At 37.9% G+C, this 20583-nt stretch carries 22 protein-coding genes; 13 read left to right on the forward strand and 9 right to left on the reverse strand.

All coding sequences use genetic code 11. The features are described from left to right. Window positions 1-58: 58 nt before the first annotated feature. Window positions 59-394: a Dabb family protein gene (locus tag AC1RJ8_RS08405; RefSeq protein WP_492953514.1), complete on the forward strand. Its 336-nt coding sequence runs from the start codon at window positions 59-61 to the stop codon at window positions 392-394. Window positions 395-905: 511 nt separating this feature from the next. Here the strand turns inward: AC1RJ8_RS08405 and AC1RJ8_RS08410 are convergent. Continuing rightward, a complete protein-coding gene (locus AC1RJ8_RS08410) occupies window positions 906-1157 on the reverse strand; it encodes a hypothetical protein (RefSeq protein WP_492953513.1) in 252 nt (83 codons plus the stop codon). Window positions 1158-1174: 17 nt separating this feature from the next. After that, window positions 1175-1864: a DUF3291 domain-containing protein gene (locus tag AC1RJ8_RS08415; RefSeq protein WP_492953512.1), complete on the reverse strand. Its 690-nt coding sequence runs from the start codon at window positions 1862-1864 to the stop codon at window positions 1175-1177. 129 nt (window positions 1865-1993) lie between these two features. Here AC1RJ8_RS08415 and AC1RJ8_RS08420 point away from each other — a divergent pair, with 129 nt between their 5' ends. The 8 genes from AC1RJ8_RS08420 to AC1RJ8_RS08455 all read left to right on the forward strand — a co-directional run bounded on the left by AC1RJ8_RS08420 (window position 1994) and on the right by AC1RJ8_RS08455 (window position 8286). Further along, window positions 1994-2473, forward strand: coding sequence for a GAF domain-containing protein (locus AC1RJ8_RS08420; protein WP_492953511.1), 480 nt, complete (start codon window positions 1994-1996; stop codon window positions 2471-2473). 13 nt (window positions 2474-2486) lie between these two features. After that, window positions 2487-3092: a DNA-3-methyladenine glycosylase gene (locus tag AC1RJ8_RS08425; protein ID WP_492953510.1), complete on the forward strand. Its 606-nt coding sequence runs from the start codon at window positions 2487-2489 to the stop codon at window positions 3090-3092. 54 nt (window positions 3093-3146) lie between these two features. Continuing rightward, window positions 3147-3635 (forward strand): pyridoxamine 5'-phosphate oxidase family protein, encoded by a 489-nt coding sequence (locus AC1RJ8_RS08430; protein ID WP_492953509.1) that lies wholly within the window; start codon window positions 3147-3149, stop codon window positions 3633-3635. A gap of 64 nt (window positions 3636-3699) precedes the next feature. Continuing rightward, entirely contained in the window at window positions 3700-4989 is a 1290-nt protein-coding gene (gene kynU, locus AC1RJ8_RS08435) for a kynureninase (protein WP_492953508.1), read from the forward strand. A 36-nt stretch (window positions 4990-5025) separates the two neighbouring features. Next, window positions 5026-5886: a bestrophin family protein gene (locus AC1RJ8_RS08440; RefSeq protein WP_492953507.1), complete on the forward strand. Its 861-nt coding sequence runs from the start codon at window positions 5026-5028 to the stop codon at window positions 5884-5886. Continuing rightward, window positions 5886-6788, forward strand: coding sequence for a histone deacetylase family protein (locus AC1RJ8_RS08445; protein WP_492953506.1), 903 nt, complete (start codon window positions 5886-5888; stop codon window positions 6786-6788). The genes AC1RJ8_RS08440 and AC1RJ8_RS08445 overlap by 1 nt, the downstream gene beginning before the upstream one ends. Before the next feature lie 41 nt (window positions 6789-6829). Continuing rightward, on the forward strand, window positions 6830-7513 hold the full coding sequence (locus tag AC1RJ8_RS08450; protein ID WP_492953505.1) for a pseudouridine synthase: 684 nt from the start codon (window positions 6830-6832) through the stop codon (window positions 7511-7513). A gap of 38 nt (window positions 7514-7551) precedes the next feature. Then, on the forward strand, window positions 7552-8286 hold the full coding sequence (locus AC1RJ8_RS08455; protein WP_492953504.1) for a hypothetical protein: 735 nt from the start codon (window positions 7552-7554) through the stop codon (window positions 8284-8286). A 479-nt stretch (window positions 8287-8765) separates the two neighbouring features. Here the strand turns inward: AC1RJ8_RS08455 and AC1RJ8_RS08460 are convergent, their stop codons facing one another. The 3 genes from AC1RJ8_RS08460 to AC1RJ8_RS08470 form a co-directional block, all read right to left on the reverse strand. Continuing rightward, entirely contained in the window at window positions 8766-10130 is a 1365-nt protein-coding gene (locus tag AC1RJ8_RS08460; RefSeq protein WP_492953503.1) for an MATE family efflux transporter, read from the reverse strand. Between the two features lie 293 nt (window positions 10131-10423). Then, window positions 10424-11053 (reverse strand): AlbA family DNA-binding domain-containing protein, encoded by a 630-nt coding sequence (locus tag AC1RJ8_RS08465; protein WP_230141197.1) that lies wholly within the window; start codon window positions 11051-11053, stop codon window positions 10424-10426. A gap of 11 nt (window positions 11054-11064) precedes the next feature. After that, complete coding sequence (locus AC1RJ8_RS08470) at window positions 11065-11550, reverse strand: DUF4442 domain-containing protein (RefSeq protein ID WP_492953502.1); 486 nt, start codon at window positions 11548-11550, stop codon at window positions 11065-11067. A gap of 80 nt (window positions 11551-11630) precedes the next feature. Between AC1RJ8_RS08470 and AC1RJ8_RS08475 the strand changes: the two genes are divergently transcribed. The 4 genes from AC1RJ8_RS08475 (at window position 11631) to hemF (ending at window position 14637) form a co-directional block, all read left to right on the forward strand. Next, window positions 11631-11939: a phosphoribosylpyrophosphate synthetase gene (locus tag AC1RJ8_RS08475; RefSeq protein WP_477583312.1), complete on the forward strand. Its 309-nt coding sequence runs from the start codon at window positions 11631-11633 to the stop codon at window positions 11937-11939. Between the two features lie 127 nt (window positions 11940-12066). After that, entirely contained in the window at window positions 12067-12288 is a 222-nt protein-coding gene (locus AC1RJ8_RS08480; protein WP_426329677.1) for a coproporphyrinogen III oxidase, read from the forward strand. Between the two features lie 102 nt (window positions 12289-12390). Then, window positions 12391-13623: an MFS transporter gene (locus AC1RJ8_RS08485; protein ID WP_492953501.1), complete on the forward strand. Its 1233-nt coding sequence runs from the start codon at window positions 12391-12393 to the stop codon at window positions 13621-13623. 99 nt (window positions 13624-13722) lie between these two features. Then, window positions 13723-14637: an oxygen-dependent coproporphyrinogen oxidase gene (gene hemF, locus AC1RJ8_RS08490; protein WP_492953500.1), complete on the forward strand. Its 915-nt coding sequence runs from the start codon at window positions 13723-13725 to the stop codon at window positions 14635-14637. Window positions 14638-14769: 132 nt separating this feature from the next. On the opposite strand, the gene AC1RJ8_RS08495 is transcribed toward hemF, so the two are convergent. From AC1RJ8_RS08495 to gyrA, 4 genes are all read right to left on the reverse strand, one after another. Beyond that, window positions 14770-15471, reverse strand: coding sequence for an endonuclease V (locus tag AC1RJ8_RS08495; RefSeq protein WP_492953499.1), 702 nt, complete (start codon window positions 15469-15471; stop codon window positions 14770-14772). A gap of 113 nt (window positions 15472-15584) precedes the next feature. Continuing rightward, the gene (locus AC1RJ8_RS08500; RefSeq protein ID WP_492953498.1) at window positions 15585-16730 is read right to left on the reverse strand and encodes a tetratricopeptide repeat protein; all 1146 of its coding nucleotides are present in this window, start codon (window positions 16728-16730) and stop codon (window positions 15585-15587) included. A gap of 99 nt (window positions 16731-16829) precedes the next feature. Continuing rightward, the gene (locus AC1RJ8_RS08505) at window positions 16830-17918 is read right to left on the reverse strand and encodes a tetratricopeptide repeat protein (RefSeq protein WP_492953497.1); all 1089 of its coding nucleotides are present in this window, start codon (window positions 17916-17918) and stop codon (window positions 16830-16832) included. A 26-nt stretch (window positions 17919-17944) separates the two neighbouring features. After that, the gene (gene gyrA, locus AC1RJ8_RS08510; protein ID WP_057934667.1) at window positions 17945-20536 is read right to left on the reverse strand and encodes a DNA gyrase subunit A; all 2592 of its coding nucleotides are present in this window, start codon (window positions 20534-20536) and stop codon (window positions 17945-17947) included. Between the last annotated feature and the right edge of the window lie 47 nt (window positions 20537-20583).

Genomic DNA, 20583 nt, shown 5'->3' on the forward strand with positions numbered 1-20583 from the left:
CATTGTATTTTTTGTGCTTAATATAAAATGATCGATATATTTAACAAAAAAAAGAACCATGATAGAAACCCAAACCGCAGATAAAGGACAGATCCAACACTTCGTAATGTTCTGGTTAAAACCTCAGCTAACCAAAACCGAGATCGCAGATTTCGCTAACTTCTTTGAAAGTTTAAAACCTATAAAATATATTAAAACGTTAAGTTACGGTTTAGCAGCAGGTACACCTGTACGCCCTGTTACCGATAACTCTTTTACTTATTCGCTAACCATTACCTTTGCCAGCATTGCAGACCATAATGCTTACCAGGAAGATAAAGTGCATTTAGATGCTGTAGAAAAATTCTCTAAAAACTGGTATAGAGTAGTAGTGCACGATACCATAATCTCTTAATAAGTTTTAGCCACAGAAACGCCAAGCATACGGAACATTCTGCGGCGCGTCATGCTGAACTTGTTTCAGGATCTTTCCACCCTTAACCATAGGTGCGCACAGATGAATTCATATTTTCATTGATGCGCATTTTTTATTAAAGATTCATTTACGAAGGGATCAATCCCCACGATCCGTCATTTCGAGCGCAGCCGGGAAATCTATTCTAAGTTAAGTAACCTGGAAGAGGTTTGTCAACATGAATTTATTTCAAGGTTACAAAACAATAGATATTTGTTCATTATAGGATGAAGAAAGTCCAAACCTCCCATTTATTTGGCAAAATAAGCATATAAAATTATATTTTGTGATTATATATAAAAATCAATATACCAATTAGTTATATATATTTATTTAAACAAACACTATTCACTGGAGGTGCTTTTCTTTCCAAAAACAATCAAATATTCAAAATATTATTTTAAACAAACAAATAACTCACTAAAAATCAATTAGTTAAACCAAAAAACAACTAGTATTGATGCCTGTTATAGGCCGTTGTAAAATCAGAACGCATTAGCTTAAATCGCGCAACTACAGTTTGGATAAATTCTTCATCAATAATTTCAAACACATCGTTAACACCGCCTCCACTCAGATCAAGTTCTGCGAGTTTATAACTTTGCTCAAAGGTACCCTGCTCAAACTTTACGATAAACTTTTGGTTCATCGAAAAAATGGTGATCTTACATTCCGGATGCGGAAGTTCTGCTACTACTCTCATTTATTTTATATTTTTATTTACAATTCAACAGATACACCATTAAGCGTACCCCAGCTATCTATAATCGAGAAACGGGCAAACAACTCTTCCTTGTACCATTCGCGCTCCCTGGTAAGCTTAATCACATCCGAATGATCAAAAGATTTATAAGCATAGTTTTTCATACTGTCCGCATCAGCCCAGATCGAAAAGGTGGCCTGATCAAAAAATGGATTTTCGCCAATACCTGCCGACAAGACAAAGCCTGGGGCTGTACGCATGGCATCAGCTGCTCTTTTAATATTCCGTCTAAACTCTTTCAACTTGTTAAATTTAATTGCTGCCCTTGTAATTACAGCAATCTTACCCGTGTGGACATTACTCATTTTATTGGGCTTAAATGGCTCTACTGCTGACCATAAGCCATGGCTAGATAAAGGCTTTAATAAGATGGTAAAACTTTCTATTCCAAAGAAACCAAACCATTTCAGCACGAAAGAATGGCGATAAAAATTATCACAATCGTTCCGGTTATCCCAGGTAGTGAGCACAGCCCAATGCTTATAGTCAGGGGCTAAATCTACCCGGGCATCTTTTCCGCTCCCCATTAACTTCCAGAATCTGCAGCGCTTATTTAACCATAATGGTAATCGTAAAACAGCCATCCCTACAAATGCAAAAGGAATGGTAAGGCCACGGAATTTGGTAATGGTTAAGGCTACAATCATAAACTCACGATTAATGATGCCAAAACTAATGATTTTAAGAATAGGTTATCATTCAAATTTTCGTCATTAAATCCACAATTAGCCTACATCTCACAAATCATAATTAACTTTGATTATAGAAAATAAAAAATGGCAGAAGACTTAACTATCACCAGAAATACATCAAAGGAAGAGCAATATCAATCGATTATTCCCCAGATAGACGCTTTACTTTATGGAGAAACAGATTTTATTGCAAACCTTGCAAATGTTGCAGCAGCACTTAAAGAACAGTTTAATTGGTTCTGGGTAGGTTTCTACCTGGTAAAACAAGACGAGTTGGTATTAGGCCCATTTCAAGGTCCGGTAGCCTGTACGCGGATAAAAAAAGGAAAAGGCGTGTGTGGCGCATCCTGGCAACAAGCAGAAACCATTATCGTTCCAGATGTGGAAGAATTCCCAGGTCACATTGCCTGTGCATCTGCTTCTAAATCGGAAATTGTTTTACCGCTGATTGTTAATGGTGAAGTGATAGGCGTTTTGGATGTAGACAGCGAAGTGTTAAACAAATTTGATGAAACAGATAAAACTTATTTAGAGCAAGTTATATCAATTCTATTAAATAGATAGTTAAAATAAAATCTTGAAACTAAGAGAAGAATATTACCGAAATGAAGACGTGGTAAGCCTAGCTAAAGATCTGTTAGGTAAAATACTCTACACCAAAATTGATAACAAAATTACCGCAGGCATCATCGTCGAAACCGAAGCTTATTTTGGCATAAAAGACAAAGCTTCGCATGCTTACGGCGGCCGCAGAACCAACCGAACAGAAACCATGTACGGCAATGGAGGCATTGCTTATGTATACCTTTGCTACGGCATGCACAACCTCTTCAATATTGTAAGTTCTAAAGAAAACGATCCACATGCTGTTTTAATCAGGGGTATAGAACCTTTGGTTGGGATCGACATTATGGAGCAAAGAAGAAATATGCCACATACAAAGGGCGCTATTTCGGCTGGCCCAGGTTCTGCTGCAAAAGCACTGGGAATAGACAAAACTTTTAACGCCAAAAATCTGACTGGAGATGAAATCTGGATCGAGGACCATGCTATCCGCTATCAAGATGAAGATATTGCTGCTACACCACGTGTAGGCATTGCCTACGCAAAAGAGCATGCTTTATTACCGTGGCGGTTCTTTGTAAAAGGCAACAAATACGTAAGTAAACCAAATAAGGTTTAATTAACGTAAACCTTTTAGCGTACTTCCTGTTTTTCATTATAAACAACTGAAAAGATGAAAAACGAGAAAAACATAGCCATCCTTAAGGAAATGGCAGAAAGCGTACGTACCTGTATGTTCACCACATTTTCCTCAGGAGACGAATTCGGAAGCAGACCGATGGGTACCGCAAAAATTGAAGATGACGGGAGTTTATGGTTTTACACCAATGAATACTCACCTAAATCAAAAGAAATTTCTAAAGAAAACAATGTCCTGTTAGCCTATAGCGATCCATCTAACAATACCTATCTTACCGTAAAAGGTAAGGCCGAACTGGTAGATGATAAAGTACGCAAAGAAGCTTATTTTTCTCCGTTTATCAAGGCATGGTTCCCGGATGGAATAGAAGACCCAAGATTAATCCTGATTAAAGTTATCCCAGAAGAGGCTGAATACTGGGATGCTTCAGCATCTAAAATAGTCGTACTATTCAGTATGTTAAAAGCTGTAGTAACCGGTGATACACCCAATTTAGGTAAACATGATACGATAAAATTTTAATTTCATTGCACAAATTGAAAGCAGGTTTGGAAACAATATCTGCTTTTTTTGTATTATTGAGGCAATGAATTTTGAAAACAACTTATTATTTGCACAAACACAAGACGAAACTGATCAGCTTCGTGATTTCAGGTCTCAGTTCTTATTTCCAAACCACAACGGAAAAGATTTTATTTACCTGTGCGGCAATTCATTAGGGCTTCAACCTAAAGTTGCCAGCGAGGTTTTAAAAGGTCAGCTTAACAACTGGGCCAACTATGCAGTAGAGGGCTGGTTCGATGGAAACGAACCCTGGATGTTCTACCACAAGGCACTCAAAAAGTTAATGGCCCCGATTGTTGGCGCCTTACCATCGGAAGTATGCCCGATGAATACCTTAACGGTGAACCTTCATTTGTTAATGGTTAGCTTCTATCAGCCTAAAGACAAACGCTTTAAAATCATTATGGAAGGCGGTGCATTCCCATCTGATCAATACGCAATAGAAAGCCAGGTAAGATTTCATGGTTTCGACCCAAAAGAAGCGATTATAGAGGTTTTCCCCAACGAGGGCGAAGAAATACTCCATACTGAAGACATCTTAGCTAAAATCAAAGAAAATGCGAATGAAATCGCTTTGGTGTTATTTGGCGGAATAAATTATTACACCGGACAATGGTACGATATGGAAACCATTACAAAGGCCGGGCATGAAATCGGTGCAATTGTAGGCTGGGACCTGGCCCATGCCGCAGGTAACGTCCCTGTAAAGCTTCACGATTGGGATGTTGATTTTGCCTGCTGGTGCTCGTACAAATATCAAAATTCAGGCCCTGGGGGGATAAGCGGAATATTTGTTCACGAAAAACATTTCAGCAATACAGAATTGAACCGCTTTGCAGGATGGTGGGGTTACCAGGAAAGTAAACGTTTTAAAATGGAAAAAGGCTTTATTCCAGAAGCCGGGGCAGATGGCTGGCAGGTAAGCTGCACACAGGTAATGCCAATGGCTTTATACCATGCTTCGCTTCAGATTTTCGAACAAGCTGGGTTCATTGAACCATTAAGAAATAAAAGTATTACTTTAACTGCATATCTAGAATTTATTATAAATGAAGTAAATAAGGACTTGGGCGTGGAGCAATATAAAATCATCACACCTAAAGTAGCTAAAGACAGAGGCGCGCAGTTATCTATCATTGCTCAGCGCAATGGCAAACAGATTTTTGATGGCTTAATGGCTAACCACGTACTTGGCGATTGGCGCGAACCTGATGTAATCCGTTTGAGTGCAGTTCCACTTTACAACACTTTCGAAGATGTTTATTTGGCCGGACAAGCACTTTTAAAAGTAAGTAAAGCCGTATTACAATAAAAAAAGACAAAGGCTTATCAAATAAAAAGCAAGCAGATGATCAATTATAACCCTAAAGATTGGAGTACCTTCATTTTTCACATCCACAAAAGTGATACCTTCAGAAAACTATGGCCGTTAATGCTTGCAGTAGCTATTTTTTCGGGTTTTGTGGCGTTTGCAGAACTCAATTTTTTTCAACTTTCTAAAAGCAGCTATGTGACCAACATAGGCATGATGCACAGCTTATTGGGCTTTGTACTATCGATGCTACTGGTTTTCAGAACAAATACGGCATACGACAGGTGGTGGGAAGGAAGAAAGTTATTGGGATCCTTAACCAATGTGAGCCGGAACCTGGCCTTGAAAATAAAAGCGCTTAAATTAACAGGGGAAGATGTCCGTTTTTTCGAATACGGCATTCCTAAATATGCTTTTGCCTTAAAAGAACATTTACGCGAAAGAATGTATTTTGGTAAAAATAGTCTTTTAATAGAGGTTGAAGAAGGTAAACACGTGCCAAACCAGATTGCAGGAAGCTTAATTAACAGGTTATACGAATTACTCGAAAAAGGTGCTATTTCGCAGGAACAATTTATTGTGCTTTCAGGCGATTTTAATCAATTTACCGATATCTGTGGTGCTTGCGAGCGCATCAAAAACACACCGATTCCATATTCTTACAGTGCTTTCATCAAGAAGTTTATCTTTATTTACGTAATTACTTTACCGATTGGATGGGTATTCAGCTTAGGTTATTTCGTAGTGCCGATTGTTCCCTTTATCCTCTATGTATTAGCGAGTTTGGAGCTGATAGCTGAAGAAATAGAGAACCCATTTGGAGAAGATGCGAACGATCTTCCTGTAGATCAGATCTGTACCAATATCGAAAAACACGTGGAGGAAATTTTAGGCTAATGATTAAGATTGCCTGGCATCCACTCTACGCACACCCTTTGCCCGAAGGACACCGTTTTCCGATGCTGAAATACGAGTTGATACCCGAGCAACTTTTACATGAAGGAACCATAACACAGCAGAATTTATTTAACCCGGAACCCGTTTCGGAAGATATTATACTCCTGACTCACGAAAAAACATATTGGGAACAGCTTAGAGACTTAACACTTTCTGCGAAAGACCAAAGGAGGATAGGTTTCCCTTTAAACGCACAGCTTTTAGAACGTGAGCTGAGAATTACCCAGGGCACAATCGATGCCGCCCATTTTGCAATGGGTAACGGAATTGCCTTTAATGTGGCAGGTGGTACCCATCACGCAGGCAGCAATTGGGGTGAAGGTTTTTGTCTATTAAACGATCAGGCTATTACAGCTAATTACCTGTTAAATAAAAAATTAGCTAAACGTATCTTAATTATCGATTTAGATGTACACCAGGGAAATGGCACGGCTGAAATTTTTCAAAATGAGCCAAGAGTGTTCACTTTTTCGATGCATGGTGATAAAAATTTCCCTTTCAGAAAAGAAATTTCAAGCCTGGATGTTCCATTAAATGATGGAGTGCAAGATGAAGAATATCTTTCAAGCTTAAATGTAAATTTGAAAAAGGCATTCGAAAGGGCCAAACCTGATTTTGTATTTTATCTATCTGGAGTTGATGTACTTGCTACCGATAAACTGGGCAAACTGGCATTGAGCAAAACCGCATGTAAAGAACGCGACAGAATAGTGCTGCAGACCTGTAAAGATAAAAATACACCAGTGCAAGTGAGCATGGGTGGTGGCTACTCCGTGGATATCAGAGATATTGTAGATGCGCACTGCAACACCTACCGCCTGGCTTTTGATTTATTTGGATAAGCCCACACACAAAACCATAATATCCTTATCTTCGCGGCCATATGTTGGAGATTATTTATCAGGACGAAAATCTAATTGCAATTAACAAACCCCATGGGTTATTGGTTCATCAATCTTCCATTGCAAGAGATGCCACGGAGTTCGCACTTCAGTTACTCAGAGATCAGGTAGGTAAGCATGTTAGTCCGGTGCATAGGCTAGACAGGAAGACAAGTGGGATCTTATTATTTGCTTTCGACAAAGTATCTGAAATTGCTATGCATCAGCAATTTATGAACACAGAAACCGATAAAAAATATCTGGCTATTCTGCGTGGTTTTACACCCGATGCGATGGATATCGACTATCCGTTAGCGAAAGAAAACGGAACCATGCAAGATGCTTTCACCTCGTTTAGCACACTTCAAAGAGCAGAAGTGGCTGTAGCTTTCGGTAAACATCAAACCTCACGGTATTCGTTGGTAGAGGCCACACCTAAAACCGGGAGGATGCATCAATTGAGAAGACACTTTAGCCATATCCTACATCCAATTATTGGTGATAGGACACATGGTTGCAACAAACAGAACAAATTTTTTAAAACACAATGGGATATGACAACCATGTTGCTTCATGCCTCGGAGTTAGCATTCACTCATCCCATCACAAAAGAAAAAATCCATTTAAAGGCCGGTTTACACGATGAATTTAAAAGAGTGATGGATTTCATGAAAATGGAACCCTAGCACAATTTTTGCCACCAAAATCTGTTTATATAACATCTATGATTAAATACTTACGTTTTACACTTCCAGTTTTAGCGCTTTTTGCAGCCAGTTGTTCTTCTGTTTATATGCCAAACGTACCAAATACCCCTATGTTAAGTAAACAGGGCGAATTTAGCGGCGGTGCACACATCTCTTTAAAAGGCAATGCCAGTGTTAATGGCGCTTATGCAGTTTCTGATCATATTGGTGTGCTTTTTAGCGGTTCCAGAATGAATAGTGAGAGAAAAAGCAAAGATTTCGGGCATAAACTTATTGAAATTGGTGGAGGATACTTTGATACTTTTGGTCCGGATAACAACCGGATTATTGAAGTTTATGCGGGCGTAGGGAAGGGCTGGAGTGATATTACCTTCCGCGATTATAAAAACGATATCCTCATCAGCAGCGAACTGCAGGAAGTAGATTACCGGAAAACATTCCTACAGGTTAATTACAGTTCGAAAAAGAAAAACAACCTGCGGTTATTCGGAACAGACTTCCCAATTAACTATGGTACAGCATTAAGGATTAGCCATATTAAGATGGATAGGTTCTTTTTAAACGGTGTTGTGCAGCCGAAAGAAGATAATATTTTCTTTGAACCGGTTTTCTTTACGCGTATGGCACTCAGCAAAACTTTTCAGCTACAATATACCACCAGCAGTAATATTGGCTTAAAGAACCGTAAATATATGTCTGCAGGCAATTCTATCTTCACCATTGGTGTTGTGGTTAATGTTGGGGGCAAATAACGAATATTTCGTCAATGCGAATGCAATGAAGAGAATATAAGTAAAGGCCCTTCGACAGGCTCAGGATGACACCACAAATAATTAATTTTAGCTAGGTAATTCAATCCACCAATTCAAAAAAGATTTGTCCGTCTGAGCCTGTCGAAGCCCACTAACTAAGATTCTTCGCTTTGCTCAGAATGACAATTACCTACCAAAGCCTTCGTTTTATTCTGAAAACGCCTAGGTAATAGAATAGGATCCGTTAACTTTTCTCCTATTTGTAGTTTTTTCTATCAATAACAGGTATCATTTACACAAACCTTTCATTATAAACCCGATAGCAGTGGATGCCGATTCTTCATCGGCTGGAACGAATAGCGGGACTACTGCATCCCATGAAACACTGGCGTTCATTTCCAAAACCTGATGGCGCTGAAAAGTTAATTCATTTTGATTTTCGCAAAATAAATTAACCACTAGCAAAGCAGCCATTAAAATTATAACGCACGTACCTTCAGCGCCTTCGTTTTATTCTGAAAACGCATAAACAATAGGATAGAAGCCGTTAATAAACCCAGGGTTAGCCCGTACCAGATGCCATTAACGCCTAAGTTAAAATGAAATCCTAGTACATAACCAATTGGGATACCAACTACCCAATAGGCCAAAAAGGTAATAAAGGTGGGTATATTAACATCGCCAACACCACGTAAAACGCCTAAGCCAACCACTTGTGTACCATCAAAAAGCTGAAAAAAGCCAGCAATAATCAATAATTGTGCAGCAATGGGAATAACAGCGGCATCTTCCGTATAAATGAAAGGCATGATGTTATTGGCCAAAACAAAAATCACTGCGGTAACAGACATAAATAACAAAATAACATGGTAGCTGGCTATGGCAGATTTACGCAAATCGTCGAAATTTTTCTTACCAAAGTTATTTCCCGTTTTAATGGTAGCCGCCGAAGCTACACCACTGGCAATCATATAAGTCATGGCAGCTAAACTGATCGCGATTTGATGCGCAGCTTGCTCTACAGCTCCGATTGTACCGATAAGCACTGCAGCACCACTAAAAGCACTTATTTCGAACGAATATTGCATGGCAACAGGCATCCCAATTTTAGCAATCTTAACCGCCCTTATTTTATCAAAAAACGTTGCTTTAAAACTGATCAGGTATTTTTTGAAATGTTGAGCACGCAATACATAAAAACACATTACGGTGGCCATTAAAATCCTGTCTATTAACGTGCTTAACCCCACACCACTAACACCCATCGATTTAATACCGAACATACCTTTCACGAAAATGATTCCTAAAATGATGTTGATGGCATTTCCCCAAACAGAAACAAACATGGCCTGTTTAGTAAATCCTAGACCTTCAGCAAACTGTTTAAAAGTCTGGAAAATCAATAAAGGTATAATTGAAACAGATAAAAGATTCAGATAAGGTTTTGCGTAACGCACTACTTCGGGTGTTTGTTCGAGGTTATCGATCACAAAAAATATCCCCAATTGAACCAGTACATATAAAAATATACCCACACAGATATTAATCATTAAACTGTTTGATAAAAGCTTTCCGCATTCATCATAATTCTGACGACCATTTTCCTGTGCAATAAGTGGCGTTAAACCATACGAAATACCTAAGCCTATTACGAGGATAAGCATAAATATGCTGTTCACCAACGAAACAGCAGCTAATTGGATAGTATCAGTAAAATGACCTACAATAATACTATCGGCCATGTGTACCAAAGTATGACCAACCTGAGAACCTACAATTGGCAGTGCCAGATGAAGATTTTCTTTGTAATAGGGCTTATATTTGGTGTAAATTTTAGAAAACATAGGGCTACAAAGGTCGCATTTTTAAAGCTCAAAAAGTAGAGATGTAGAAAGATAGTTAATGTTTGGTTTTACAAAGGCGATCGTTATATCTGACCTGTAACGAAGTGAAAAACTACGAAGTAAACCGAGCCTCAAGCGAGCTCACCGCAGGTAATTTATTTTACAAGTAGATGTAGTATTTTCAATTACCTTTACGTGGTCAGCATTTTTCCTGTTAGTTTTTATATAATTAAAACGCGGGTAAAATAGATCCTGAAACAGGTTCAGGATGACGACCATCGATAACAAACACCTTATCTCACCGCTGTAAAATATTCTTCTTTTTCTGAAGTATGCGATTTGATCACATTGGTTAATATTAAATTAACGAGGACCTTTTGTGCCTTACGGTAAGAACTGCGCAACAGTTTGCTAAACTCTTTCAGCGTAATCTTTTCGTTCTCTTCCAGGTATTCGAGCAGTTTTTTTTCATTTTCAGAATAGGAGATGAGCACACCATTGTTTTTATATTCTTGTTTCAATACTTCCAAAATAATCCGGCTGGCCAATACGCTTTTATCATCTATACGGATATAAGCCCACCATTTTTTTTGATCATCGAGTGCATAATGCGGCTTTGTATCACTTTCAGGAATATTAACTACCAATACCAATTTATCATCAACATAAATTTCTTCGAAGTAAGGTTCAATAGCCGGTTTGCAGAACTGATGTGCTGCAGTTAAAATCATGTATTTCTCTTCTTCTTCAGATTTTACCCCTTTAATAGATCCATCATCAGCTACGCCGATCAATAGCTTACCACCTTTGTTATTGGCAAAAGCAACCAGACTCTTGGCAATTTTCTCGGTATTGGTAATGGTTTTCTTAAAATCGAGCATAACGCCTTCGCCCTGCAAAATTAAACTCTTAATACTCGGCATAATCTAAAAAATTAGTAAGCAACTCTAGGGGTTTCGCCCTGATGCAGGTTTCGGATATACACTTCATTCATCACAGTAGCACACAGCTCGCCATCCTTATTGGTAATTTCCATCGGGTAGGCTTTTACAAACTTCCCCACGGTTTTTAGTGCATGTTCTGCTTCGTTCAACATCTCATCAGTTACAGTTATGGTAAAGTATAATGTAGAACGGCCAGGCTTTAAATATTGTATAGAGGCGCTTTTTAGCCAAACACGAACTTTATAGCCCCGGCGCTGCATTAACTGATCGAACAATAAGGCATAAAACGGATCTGTAGCCGCATAAATAGTACCACCAAAAATAGAACCATTATAATTTTTATTTAAAAAGCTTTTGCTCAGTCTAACCGTACAGCTTCTAAACTCATTTTCAAATTTCTGAACCCAAATGCGTTGAAAAAATAGGGGTGGGTAAAAACGCATTACCCATTTCAGGGTGTTTTGAGAAATAATCATATTCACTAATATCAGAAAGTTTTATCACCTTTTAAAGTTTTGAAGATCTTGTTTTAGTAATATTTCCGTAATTTAGAATTATGCATGTTTATGATACCATTACCGATGCTTTAACAGATTTAGATAGTCGGGGTTATAATTTAGATTTCAATTTAACAGCAGAAAGTTTAGCGTGTAAATCAGTCAATTTATTCCTGAAGCCTGAAGAATTTGAAATTGAAGAAGTATACCGTTTCGAAGGAATGACCGACCCAGCTGATAGCTCGGTTGTTTACGCCATTTCATCAAATGTGGGAAATTTAAAAGGCGTATTGGTAGATGGTTATGGCGTATATGCTGAAAACATATCGCCAGAATTGCTGAATAAGTTGAAGATCCATCATGAATAATGCATTTATTTTGTTTCGCAACACACTAATAATCAATATTATGTATAAAAAATAAGCAATATGAAATAAAAAAAATTAAAACCAAATGAATATAAGGTTGTTAGGTTTATAGATAACAATAAAAACTATGAAAAAAATAATCTTAAGTCTTGCTTTTGCGGGTTCTCTTATGATAGCCACATCAGCATGCAATTCGTCTAAAAATATGGCTGGTTCTTCAGACAGTACGGCGACGGATTCTACAAAAGTAATGGATACGACTAAAACAATGCCAGACACAACATCAAAAAAGTTGCCTGACACCACCAAAATGCCACCTGATACCACGAAAAAAAATCCTCCGATGTAGGAATATAAAAGCCACTCTTGTTTTAGAGTGGCTTTTATTTTAAAAATCTATTTTAAATATTTGTGTTATTGCGTACTTTCAGCGTCTAAACCAAATAATTAAATGGATCTTCAAGCAAAAGCAAACAACCGTAATGTAATTTTCTTAGTTATTGTAGCTGCTCTGGGTTACTTTGTAGACATTTACGATCTTGTTTTATTCTCTGTCGTTCGTGTTCAAAGTTTAACTGAAATTGGCGTTTCCCAGGCAAATATGCAATCTGATGGCTTTCTGATCATCAATTCTCAGATGTTCGGTCTACTTTTAGGCGGAATTTTATGGGGAATACTGGGCGATAAACTAGGAAGGATCAAAGTTCTTTTTGGTTCGATCCTTTTGTATTCACTGGCCAATATTGCCAATGGCTTTGTTACATCGGTTAACAGTTATGCCATCATCAGGTTTATTGCGGGTATAGGTTTAGCTGGAGAGCTTGGCGCTGGGATTACTTTGGTTGCTGAAACCATGGATAAAGAAAAACGTGGTTATGGAACCATGATTGTAGGTGCTGTAGGTTTATTGGGTGCAGCTGTTGCGGCAACTGTAGCAGCCGAATTTACCTGGCAAACCTCATACTTTGTAGGTGGCGGAATGGGCCTGGTACTGCTGTTACTACGTGTTGGCACTTTCGAATCTGGCATGTTTAAACACGCCGCTAACCAAACAGAAGTATCAAAAGGAAATATCTTAATGCTGTTTAACAACTGGAAACGGTTTTCGAAATATATCTATTGCATCTTAATCGGTATTCCGCTATGGTTTGTAGTTGGGATCCTGGTTACCTTAGCGCCTGAATTTGGTAAAGCTTTAGGTGCTACAGAACCACTAAAAGCCGGTACCGGGATTATGTTTACCTATTTTGGAATTGCAATAGGCGATGTGGTTACAGGTTTACTCTCTCAGGTATTAAAGTCTAGAAAAAAAACAGTCTTTATTTTCCACTTGCTTTCTGTGGCAAGTGTAGTGGTTTATTTAACCAGTTTCGGCTTAACGGGTAGCAATTTCATCTGGATCTGTCTATTTATGGGCTTCTCTGTAGGTTATTGGGCCACATTTGTTACCATTGCATCAGAACAATTCGGCACAAATATAAGGGCTACCGTAACTACAACTGCACCTAATTTTGTTAGGGGCGCATTAATCCCTATTACATTCTTATTCGAATTTTTAACCCATAAATACGGATTAATTACTGCCGGATATTTAGTGATGGGAATCTTAACCCTGATTGCGATGTTTGGTTTGAGCCAATTAAAAGAAAGTTTCAACAAAGATTTAGATTATCTAGAAGAATAACAGCCTCTTGACCTCAGACTCAGGACTAAAACCCAATGTCAATAAAATGTACTATCTAAACATAAATCAATATAGCTACCCGAATAGCTTTAAATTTGTATGGAAATAGAAAGAGCCATCATGTTTAAAGAAGAAGTAGCAGAACGGTATAAGCAAATTCAGGATGAAATTTGCAGGGGATTGGAAATTGCCGATGGCAAAGGTAAATTTGAAGAGGAAGTTTGGGAGCGAAACGGTGGGGGAGGCGGACGCACCCGGATTATGCAGAATGGTGCAATTATCGAAAAAGGAGGCGTAAATTTCTCTGCGGTACATGGTAAATTGCCCGAAGCTGTAAAAAAAGCCTTTAATGTAAGTGAAGATGATTTTTTTGCTACCGGAGTTTCAATTGTGATTCACCCAAATCATCCACTGGTTCCGATTATCCACATGAATATCCGTTATTTCGAACTGAACGAAGAAACGCGCTGGTTTGGCGGTGGCATCGATTTAACGCCACATTACGTGTTCGAAAACGACGCTCGTTTTTTTCATCATAAACTAAAACAGGCTTGCGACGACTTCGATACTGAATTTTACCCAAAATTTAAAACACATGCCGATGATTATTTCTTCATTAAACACCGTGAAGAAACCCGAGGTATCGGCGGTATTTTTTACGATAGACTGAAACCAGAAAATACCAATTTATCGTGGGAGCAGATTTTAGATTTCTCCATTAATATTGGCGAAACATTTTTACCAATTTATACTGAACTGATTGATCGTAACCGCGATAAAGAGTTTACAGAAGCTCAGAAGCAATGGCAATATCAGCGCCGTAGTCGTTATGTAGAATTTAATTTAGTTTACGACTCTGGAACAAAATTCGGCTTAGAAACCAACGGAAGGATCGAATCTATTTTAATGAGCTTACCACCACAGGCTAACTGGGGTTATAATGTTCAGCCGGAAATTAATTCTGAGGAATACAAAACGGTACAGCTGCTTAAAAAAGGAATTAACTGGGTTTAGTAATTTTCGTCATCTCGACTGGAACGCAGTGCAATGGAGAGATCTATCTTGAGGCAGATTTAGCTTCGCTGAGCACTTCGTGGTTCTCGACTTCGTTGCACTTCGCTCGAAATGACGGTAATTTTTGAGGAGTTAAAACAAAGTTAACGGTACAGGTACTTCGTAAAAGCCACCTTTTAGTTTGCCAAGCCTGAAATCGTTTACCAGATTGTGAGCCAGACGCGTTGGTTCAGGAATCCGATAATTTCCAACAGATTTTTTGATTATATCTAAACTTTCTTCTTGCGTAATTAAATGTCCGGCTGAGACATAAACAGGTGCACAATTGATCTTTGTTCTCAATGCAAAACCAAGCATTTCACCGGCATTATTTTTAATTTCTGCAGTACTGAATTTTACATTTTCCGGCTGATGATTTTTTCCATGTAAAAGACTTTTTGCGCAGCCAATTGTGCTATGATTTGCTAATATGCCAAAATGAGAAGCAACGCCCATACGGCGTGGATGTAAAATTCCATTACCATCGAGTACTAGAACATCCGGTTTATTGGGTATCAATTCCCAAACCTTTAATAATGCCGGAACTTCTTTAAAACCTAAAAAACCTGCTTTATAAGGAAAACTGGTTTCGTAAGTTTCTAATGCAAATGATTTTAAAACCATTTCGGGATAAGTTAAGATCACAATCCCGGCGTACATGGTTGTACTGTTTTTATTAAATGAAATATCTGCGCCAGCAATGGTTTCAATTTTGTTAATTGGTTGAAACTTTAATTGTTTGGCAAGCTCAATTTGATATGCGGCGGCATCTTCGAAGCTATAGTGGTCGTACATGGTTATTAGGACAATTTAGCAGTTTAATTGTTTTATTCATTTGTCTTATAATTAATATTATGTTAAGTTGATTTTTCTAATACCATCCTATCTTCACAAATTCTTCAATAAAGTTATAGTTCCTGAAGTTTACGGTTAAGCTCTTGTACTTTGTTGGTTACGCCCTTTTTGGTGTAAATATCGATCAGCAACTGTACTGTTTTTTTATCGTTCGGGTTAATTTCATTTGCGCGCTGCAAAGCGAACTGTGCACGATTGATCAGGCCTTTATATTTTTCAGTTTTATCAGCATCATTTTTGCTCAGGGTTTCATTGGCTGTATTGATGTAAGCCAAACTCAATTGGTACAATGCATCAAAATAATTTTGATCTGTAGACAAAGCTTTATCATAGGCCAAAATTGCAGTAGCATTATTTCCACCAACCTGTTGCAGATAACCATAAAGAAAATAAAGTAGCTTATTTCCTTTTTCTACTTTTAAATTATTTTCGATTAATCCCTGGGCTCTACTATAATTCTCAGTATCAAGTAATAGATTGATATAATCGTTGGTTAAAAAGCGATTGAACGGATTAAGTGCCAGTCCATCCTCCAAAGTTTTAATAGCAGTTTCGTTTTCCGATTTCACTACATACATCTGCGCCATTTTCTGAAAAACCGATGGATTTCTAATCCCGTTTTCTTTTGCACGTTTAAAATAAGTTAAAGATTCGTCGTAAGACTGAATATTTAGTGCGCAAATTGCTGTATTTAACGCCAATGTGGTATCTGCAGGGAAATTATCACACACTTCTTTCAAATCAGCAAATGCTTCTTTAAAATCGTTATTAAAAAAAGCTTCATTACCTTTTTCCTGTTTTTTGATAAGGATATTGTGATTAGAGGCTTTAATAAGGCCACCATTATCATCATAACGATCTAAAGATTTGGCTTTTGCCACCGCTTCAACGGCTGAATCATAAAATTTATTCGCGTTATTGGGATCAGTATCAATTAATGAAGCGAAAGAAGTAAGATAAGATTTTATAGACCAGGTTTCACTCCAGTTTTTAGTTTTGTTATCTTTCTCAGCTGATTCTATTGATTTTAAGCCCTCTGTAATAATCGATAACTGTTTTTTTTCATCTTCTTTATTGGCAATTGAAGCTTGTAGCTTACCGACAGCATTTCTGGCAATAAGAATTTGACTTTTTTGCGCTACAGCATTAAAAGAAACGAAAATTAAAGCGGTTAATGATATTTTAAGGCAATTCTGCATAATATAAACAATGTGGTAAAACCGTAATAAACGATAAAAATAAACATAAAAAAAAGAGCTCCGAAATTTCAGAGCTCTTTTTTTGGATCGATCAATAAATTATTGTTTAGGTAATGCGTCTAAACGTTTCTTGATATCTTCGTAATTTTTAGTATCATTTCTAAAAGCATAGATCGTTTTCAAGGTTTCTAATGCGCCTTGATTTTTAGCATCAACCTCAAGTGCTTTTTTGTAAAAAGGAAGAGATTTATCTAACAGTGCATTCATTTTACCTGTTACTTCGTTAAATTCTTTCACTTTTTTAGGATCGATTTTATTTCTATCAGCCTGTAATTTTAAAGCCTGACTGAAATAGATATTACCCAATAAAACCTGATAATTAGCATTGTTAGGCTCTTTTGTTGCCAAGGCAACTAACATTTGCTCAGATTTGGCAGCATCACCCCTATCAATATAAATCTGGGTTTCAGTTTTAATCCAGTCTGTATTTTCAGGGAATTTAGCAGTTGCTTCTTTAATCACGGCCAAAGCAGCTGTTGTATCTTTTTGTTTAGCCAATGTGGTTGAGATAATCTCAGAATATAAATCTTTAGACTGTGGAGAATTCAAAGAGATTACTTTTTTGAATTGGCTAATCATGTTTGGATAATCCTCATTAAGTCTGGCCGCAATACCTGCATTTAGATACATAGCAGTATCGTTTGGATTGATTACTGTTGCTGCCACGAATTTTGTGTAAGCAGTTTTGTAATCTTTTTTATTGTAAGCAATTACACCACCATTTCTAATGGCGTTGCTAATATTGGTTTCAGCCAAATTAATATTATCTTTTTCACTCCCTTTTGTATCTAACTTTTTAGCTTCAACAACTGCATCTTGAGCAATTTTCAAATTTGCATCAGCGTTTGTAGTACTTGTTGAATCTAAAATTGCTGCAGAAGAAGCAAATAAAGCACGATAAGACCATGCTTCTGGCATCACTTTAGATTTTTCATCGGCAATAGCTTTATCGGTATGAGCCAATCCTTTCGCTAGCGACTCCAGTTTTTTAGCTAAAGGAGTTGATGCACTTGAAGAAGTTAGCTGGAATAAGCCCCAGTCGTTTTTTGCCGCGGTTATTTCACTTTTCTGAGCAAATGCAGAGCTTACCGCACCTGCTAGAACTATACTTAGAAATACTCTTTTCATAATTTTTATTCTAATCTTATTTTTAGTTAATTTTCTTCTTCCGTTTCGTTGTCCGATTCGCCTTCTTCTTCAGTATCATCTGCCTCGGGAGTAGTATCTGCTTCTACTTCTTCACCATCTGTAACTACAACATCCGTTAAATCTACTGTTTCTTCTTCGTCTTCTTCGTGATCAATTTTAGTAACCGACGCAATTTCGTCATCCCCTTTTAATGAGATTAAACGAACCCCTTGTGTGGCACGGCCCATTACCCTTAATGCTGATACCGGAATTCTGATTACAATACCTGAACGGTTAATGATCATCAAATCTTCGCTATCTGTAACGTCTTTTATGGAAACTAATTGTCCGGTCTTTTCAGTAACATTAATTGTTTTTACCCCTTTACCTCCACGGTTAGTTACACGGTAATCTTCAATATCGGTACGTTTACCGTATCCTTTTTCTGATACTACTAACACCGTAACTTCAGGATTGTTTACAGCAATCATGCCAACAACTTCATCCTGATCGTGCGCAAGCCTAACACCACGTACGCCGGTAGCAGTTCTACCCATCGGACGAACCGTACTTTCGTTGAAACGGATTGCCCTACCAGAACGCAATGCCATCACAATTTCGCTTTGTCCGTTAGTTAAACAAGCTTCCAGTAATACATCACCATCATTAATGTTGATGGCATTAATACCATTTACACGTGGACGTGAATAGGCTTCAAGAGAAGTTTTCTTAATGGTACCTTTTTTAGTACACATAATGATGAAATTGTTCTCTAAGTACTCCTGATCTTTCAGGTTTTTAACCTTAATGTAGGCTTTAATTTTTTCCTCTTTCGGGATATTGATAATATTCTGGATCGCTCTTCCTTTACTTGTCCGCGAACCTTCTGGAATTTCGTAAACCCTCAACCAGAAACATCTTCCTGCTTCAGTAAAGAACAACATGTAATTGTGAGCAGTAGCCACCAACATGTGCTCAATAAAATCTTCATTTCTTGAAGTACTGCCTTTTGATCCTTTACCGCCTCTGCCCTGTGCCTTAAATTCAGTTGCTGGGGTACGTTTCACGTAACCCTCGTGAGAGATGGTGATTACCACTTCTTCATCATCGATGAAATCTTCCATACTCATATCTTCGGCCGAATGAACGATAGTTGTTCTACGCTCATCTCCAAATTTCTGACGGATTTCTGCTAATTCATCTTTGATGATCTGCATACGCAAACCTTCATCTGCTAAGATAGATTTTAAATGCTCGATGGTTTTCATTAACTCTGCATACTCTTCTTTGATCTTATCACGCTCTAGTCCTGTTAAACGACGAAGCGTCATATCCAAAATCGCACGTGCCTGAATATCGCTCAGTCCGAATTTTTCCATCAAGCCTAAACGGGCATCTTCCGGAGTTTCAGAGGCACGGATTAATTTAATTACTTCATCTAAATGATCTAAAGCAATTAAATAACCTTCTAAAATGTGTGCGCGTTTTTCGGCTTCTGCCAATTCGTAACGGGTACGGCGAACAATCACATCATGGCGGTGATCCACAAAATGTACGATCAAATCTTTAAGATTTAACATTTGTGGACGGCCTTTTACCAATGCAATGTTATTTACACTGAAAGAAGTTTGTAATGCGGTATACTTATATAAGTTGTTTAAAACGATAGAGGCATTTGCATCACGTTTAATTTCATAAACGATGCGGATACCATCTTTGTTCGATTCGTCTTTAATATTCGAAATGCCTTCCAGTTTTTTCTCGCCAACCAATTCAGCAGTACGCTCAATCATCTGTGCTTTGTTAACCTGGTAAGGAATTTCGGTAACAATAATTACCTCGCGGTCTTTAATGCTCTCGATTTCGGCTTTTGCACGCATTACAATACGGCCGCGACCTGTTTCGAAAGCTTCTTTTACACCCGTATAACCATAAATAATACCACCGGTAGGGAAATCAGGCGCTTTTACAAACTTCATCAACTCCTCTATCGTAATATCTCTATTGTCGATATAGCTCACCACACCATCAATTACCTCGGTTAAGTTGTGAGGTGCCATATTGGTGGCCATACCTACCGCAATACCAGAAGATCCGTTAACCAATAAGTTAGGGATTTTTGCAGGTAAAACAGTTGGTTCTTGTAAGGTATCATCAAAGTTTAACTGAAAATCTACCGTATCTTTATTGATATCGGCAAGCATTTCTTCAGCTATTTTCGAAAAACGTGCCTCAGTATAACGCATCGCAGCCGGAGAGTCACCATCAATGTGACCAAAGTTTCCTTGTCCATCAACCATTGGATAACGTAAGCTCCAATCCTGAGCCATACGAACCATGGTGAAATATACTGATGCATCACCATGTGGGTGATACTTACCTAAAACCTCCCCTACAATACGGGCAGACTTTTTATGTGGTTTATTACTGGTTACACCAAGATCGAGCATACCATATAAAACACGGCGGTGTACCGGTTTCAATCCATCACGTACATCAGGCAAGGCCCTCGATACGATTACCGACATTGAGTAATCAATGTAGGCCGATTTCATCTGCTCCTCTATATTAATTTGAATGATTTTGTCGTTCTGCTGATTTTCTAAATCTTCTGCCATAAATTATTATTCTCGCTACTTAAAACGATATTAAAAAAGGTATTACT

The organism is Pedobacter sp. GW822-FHT03F06, from assembly GCF_058801365.1.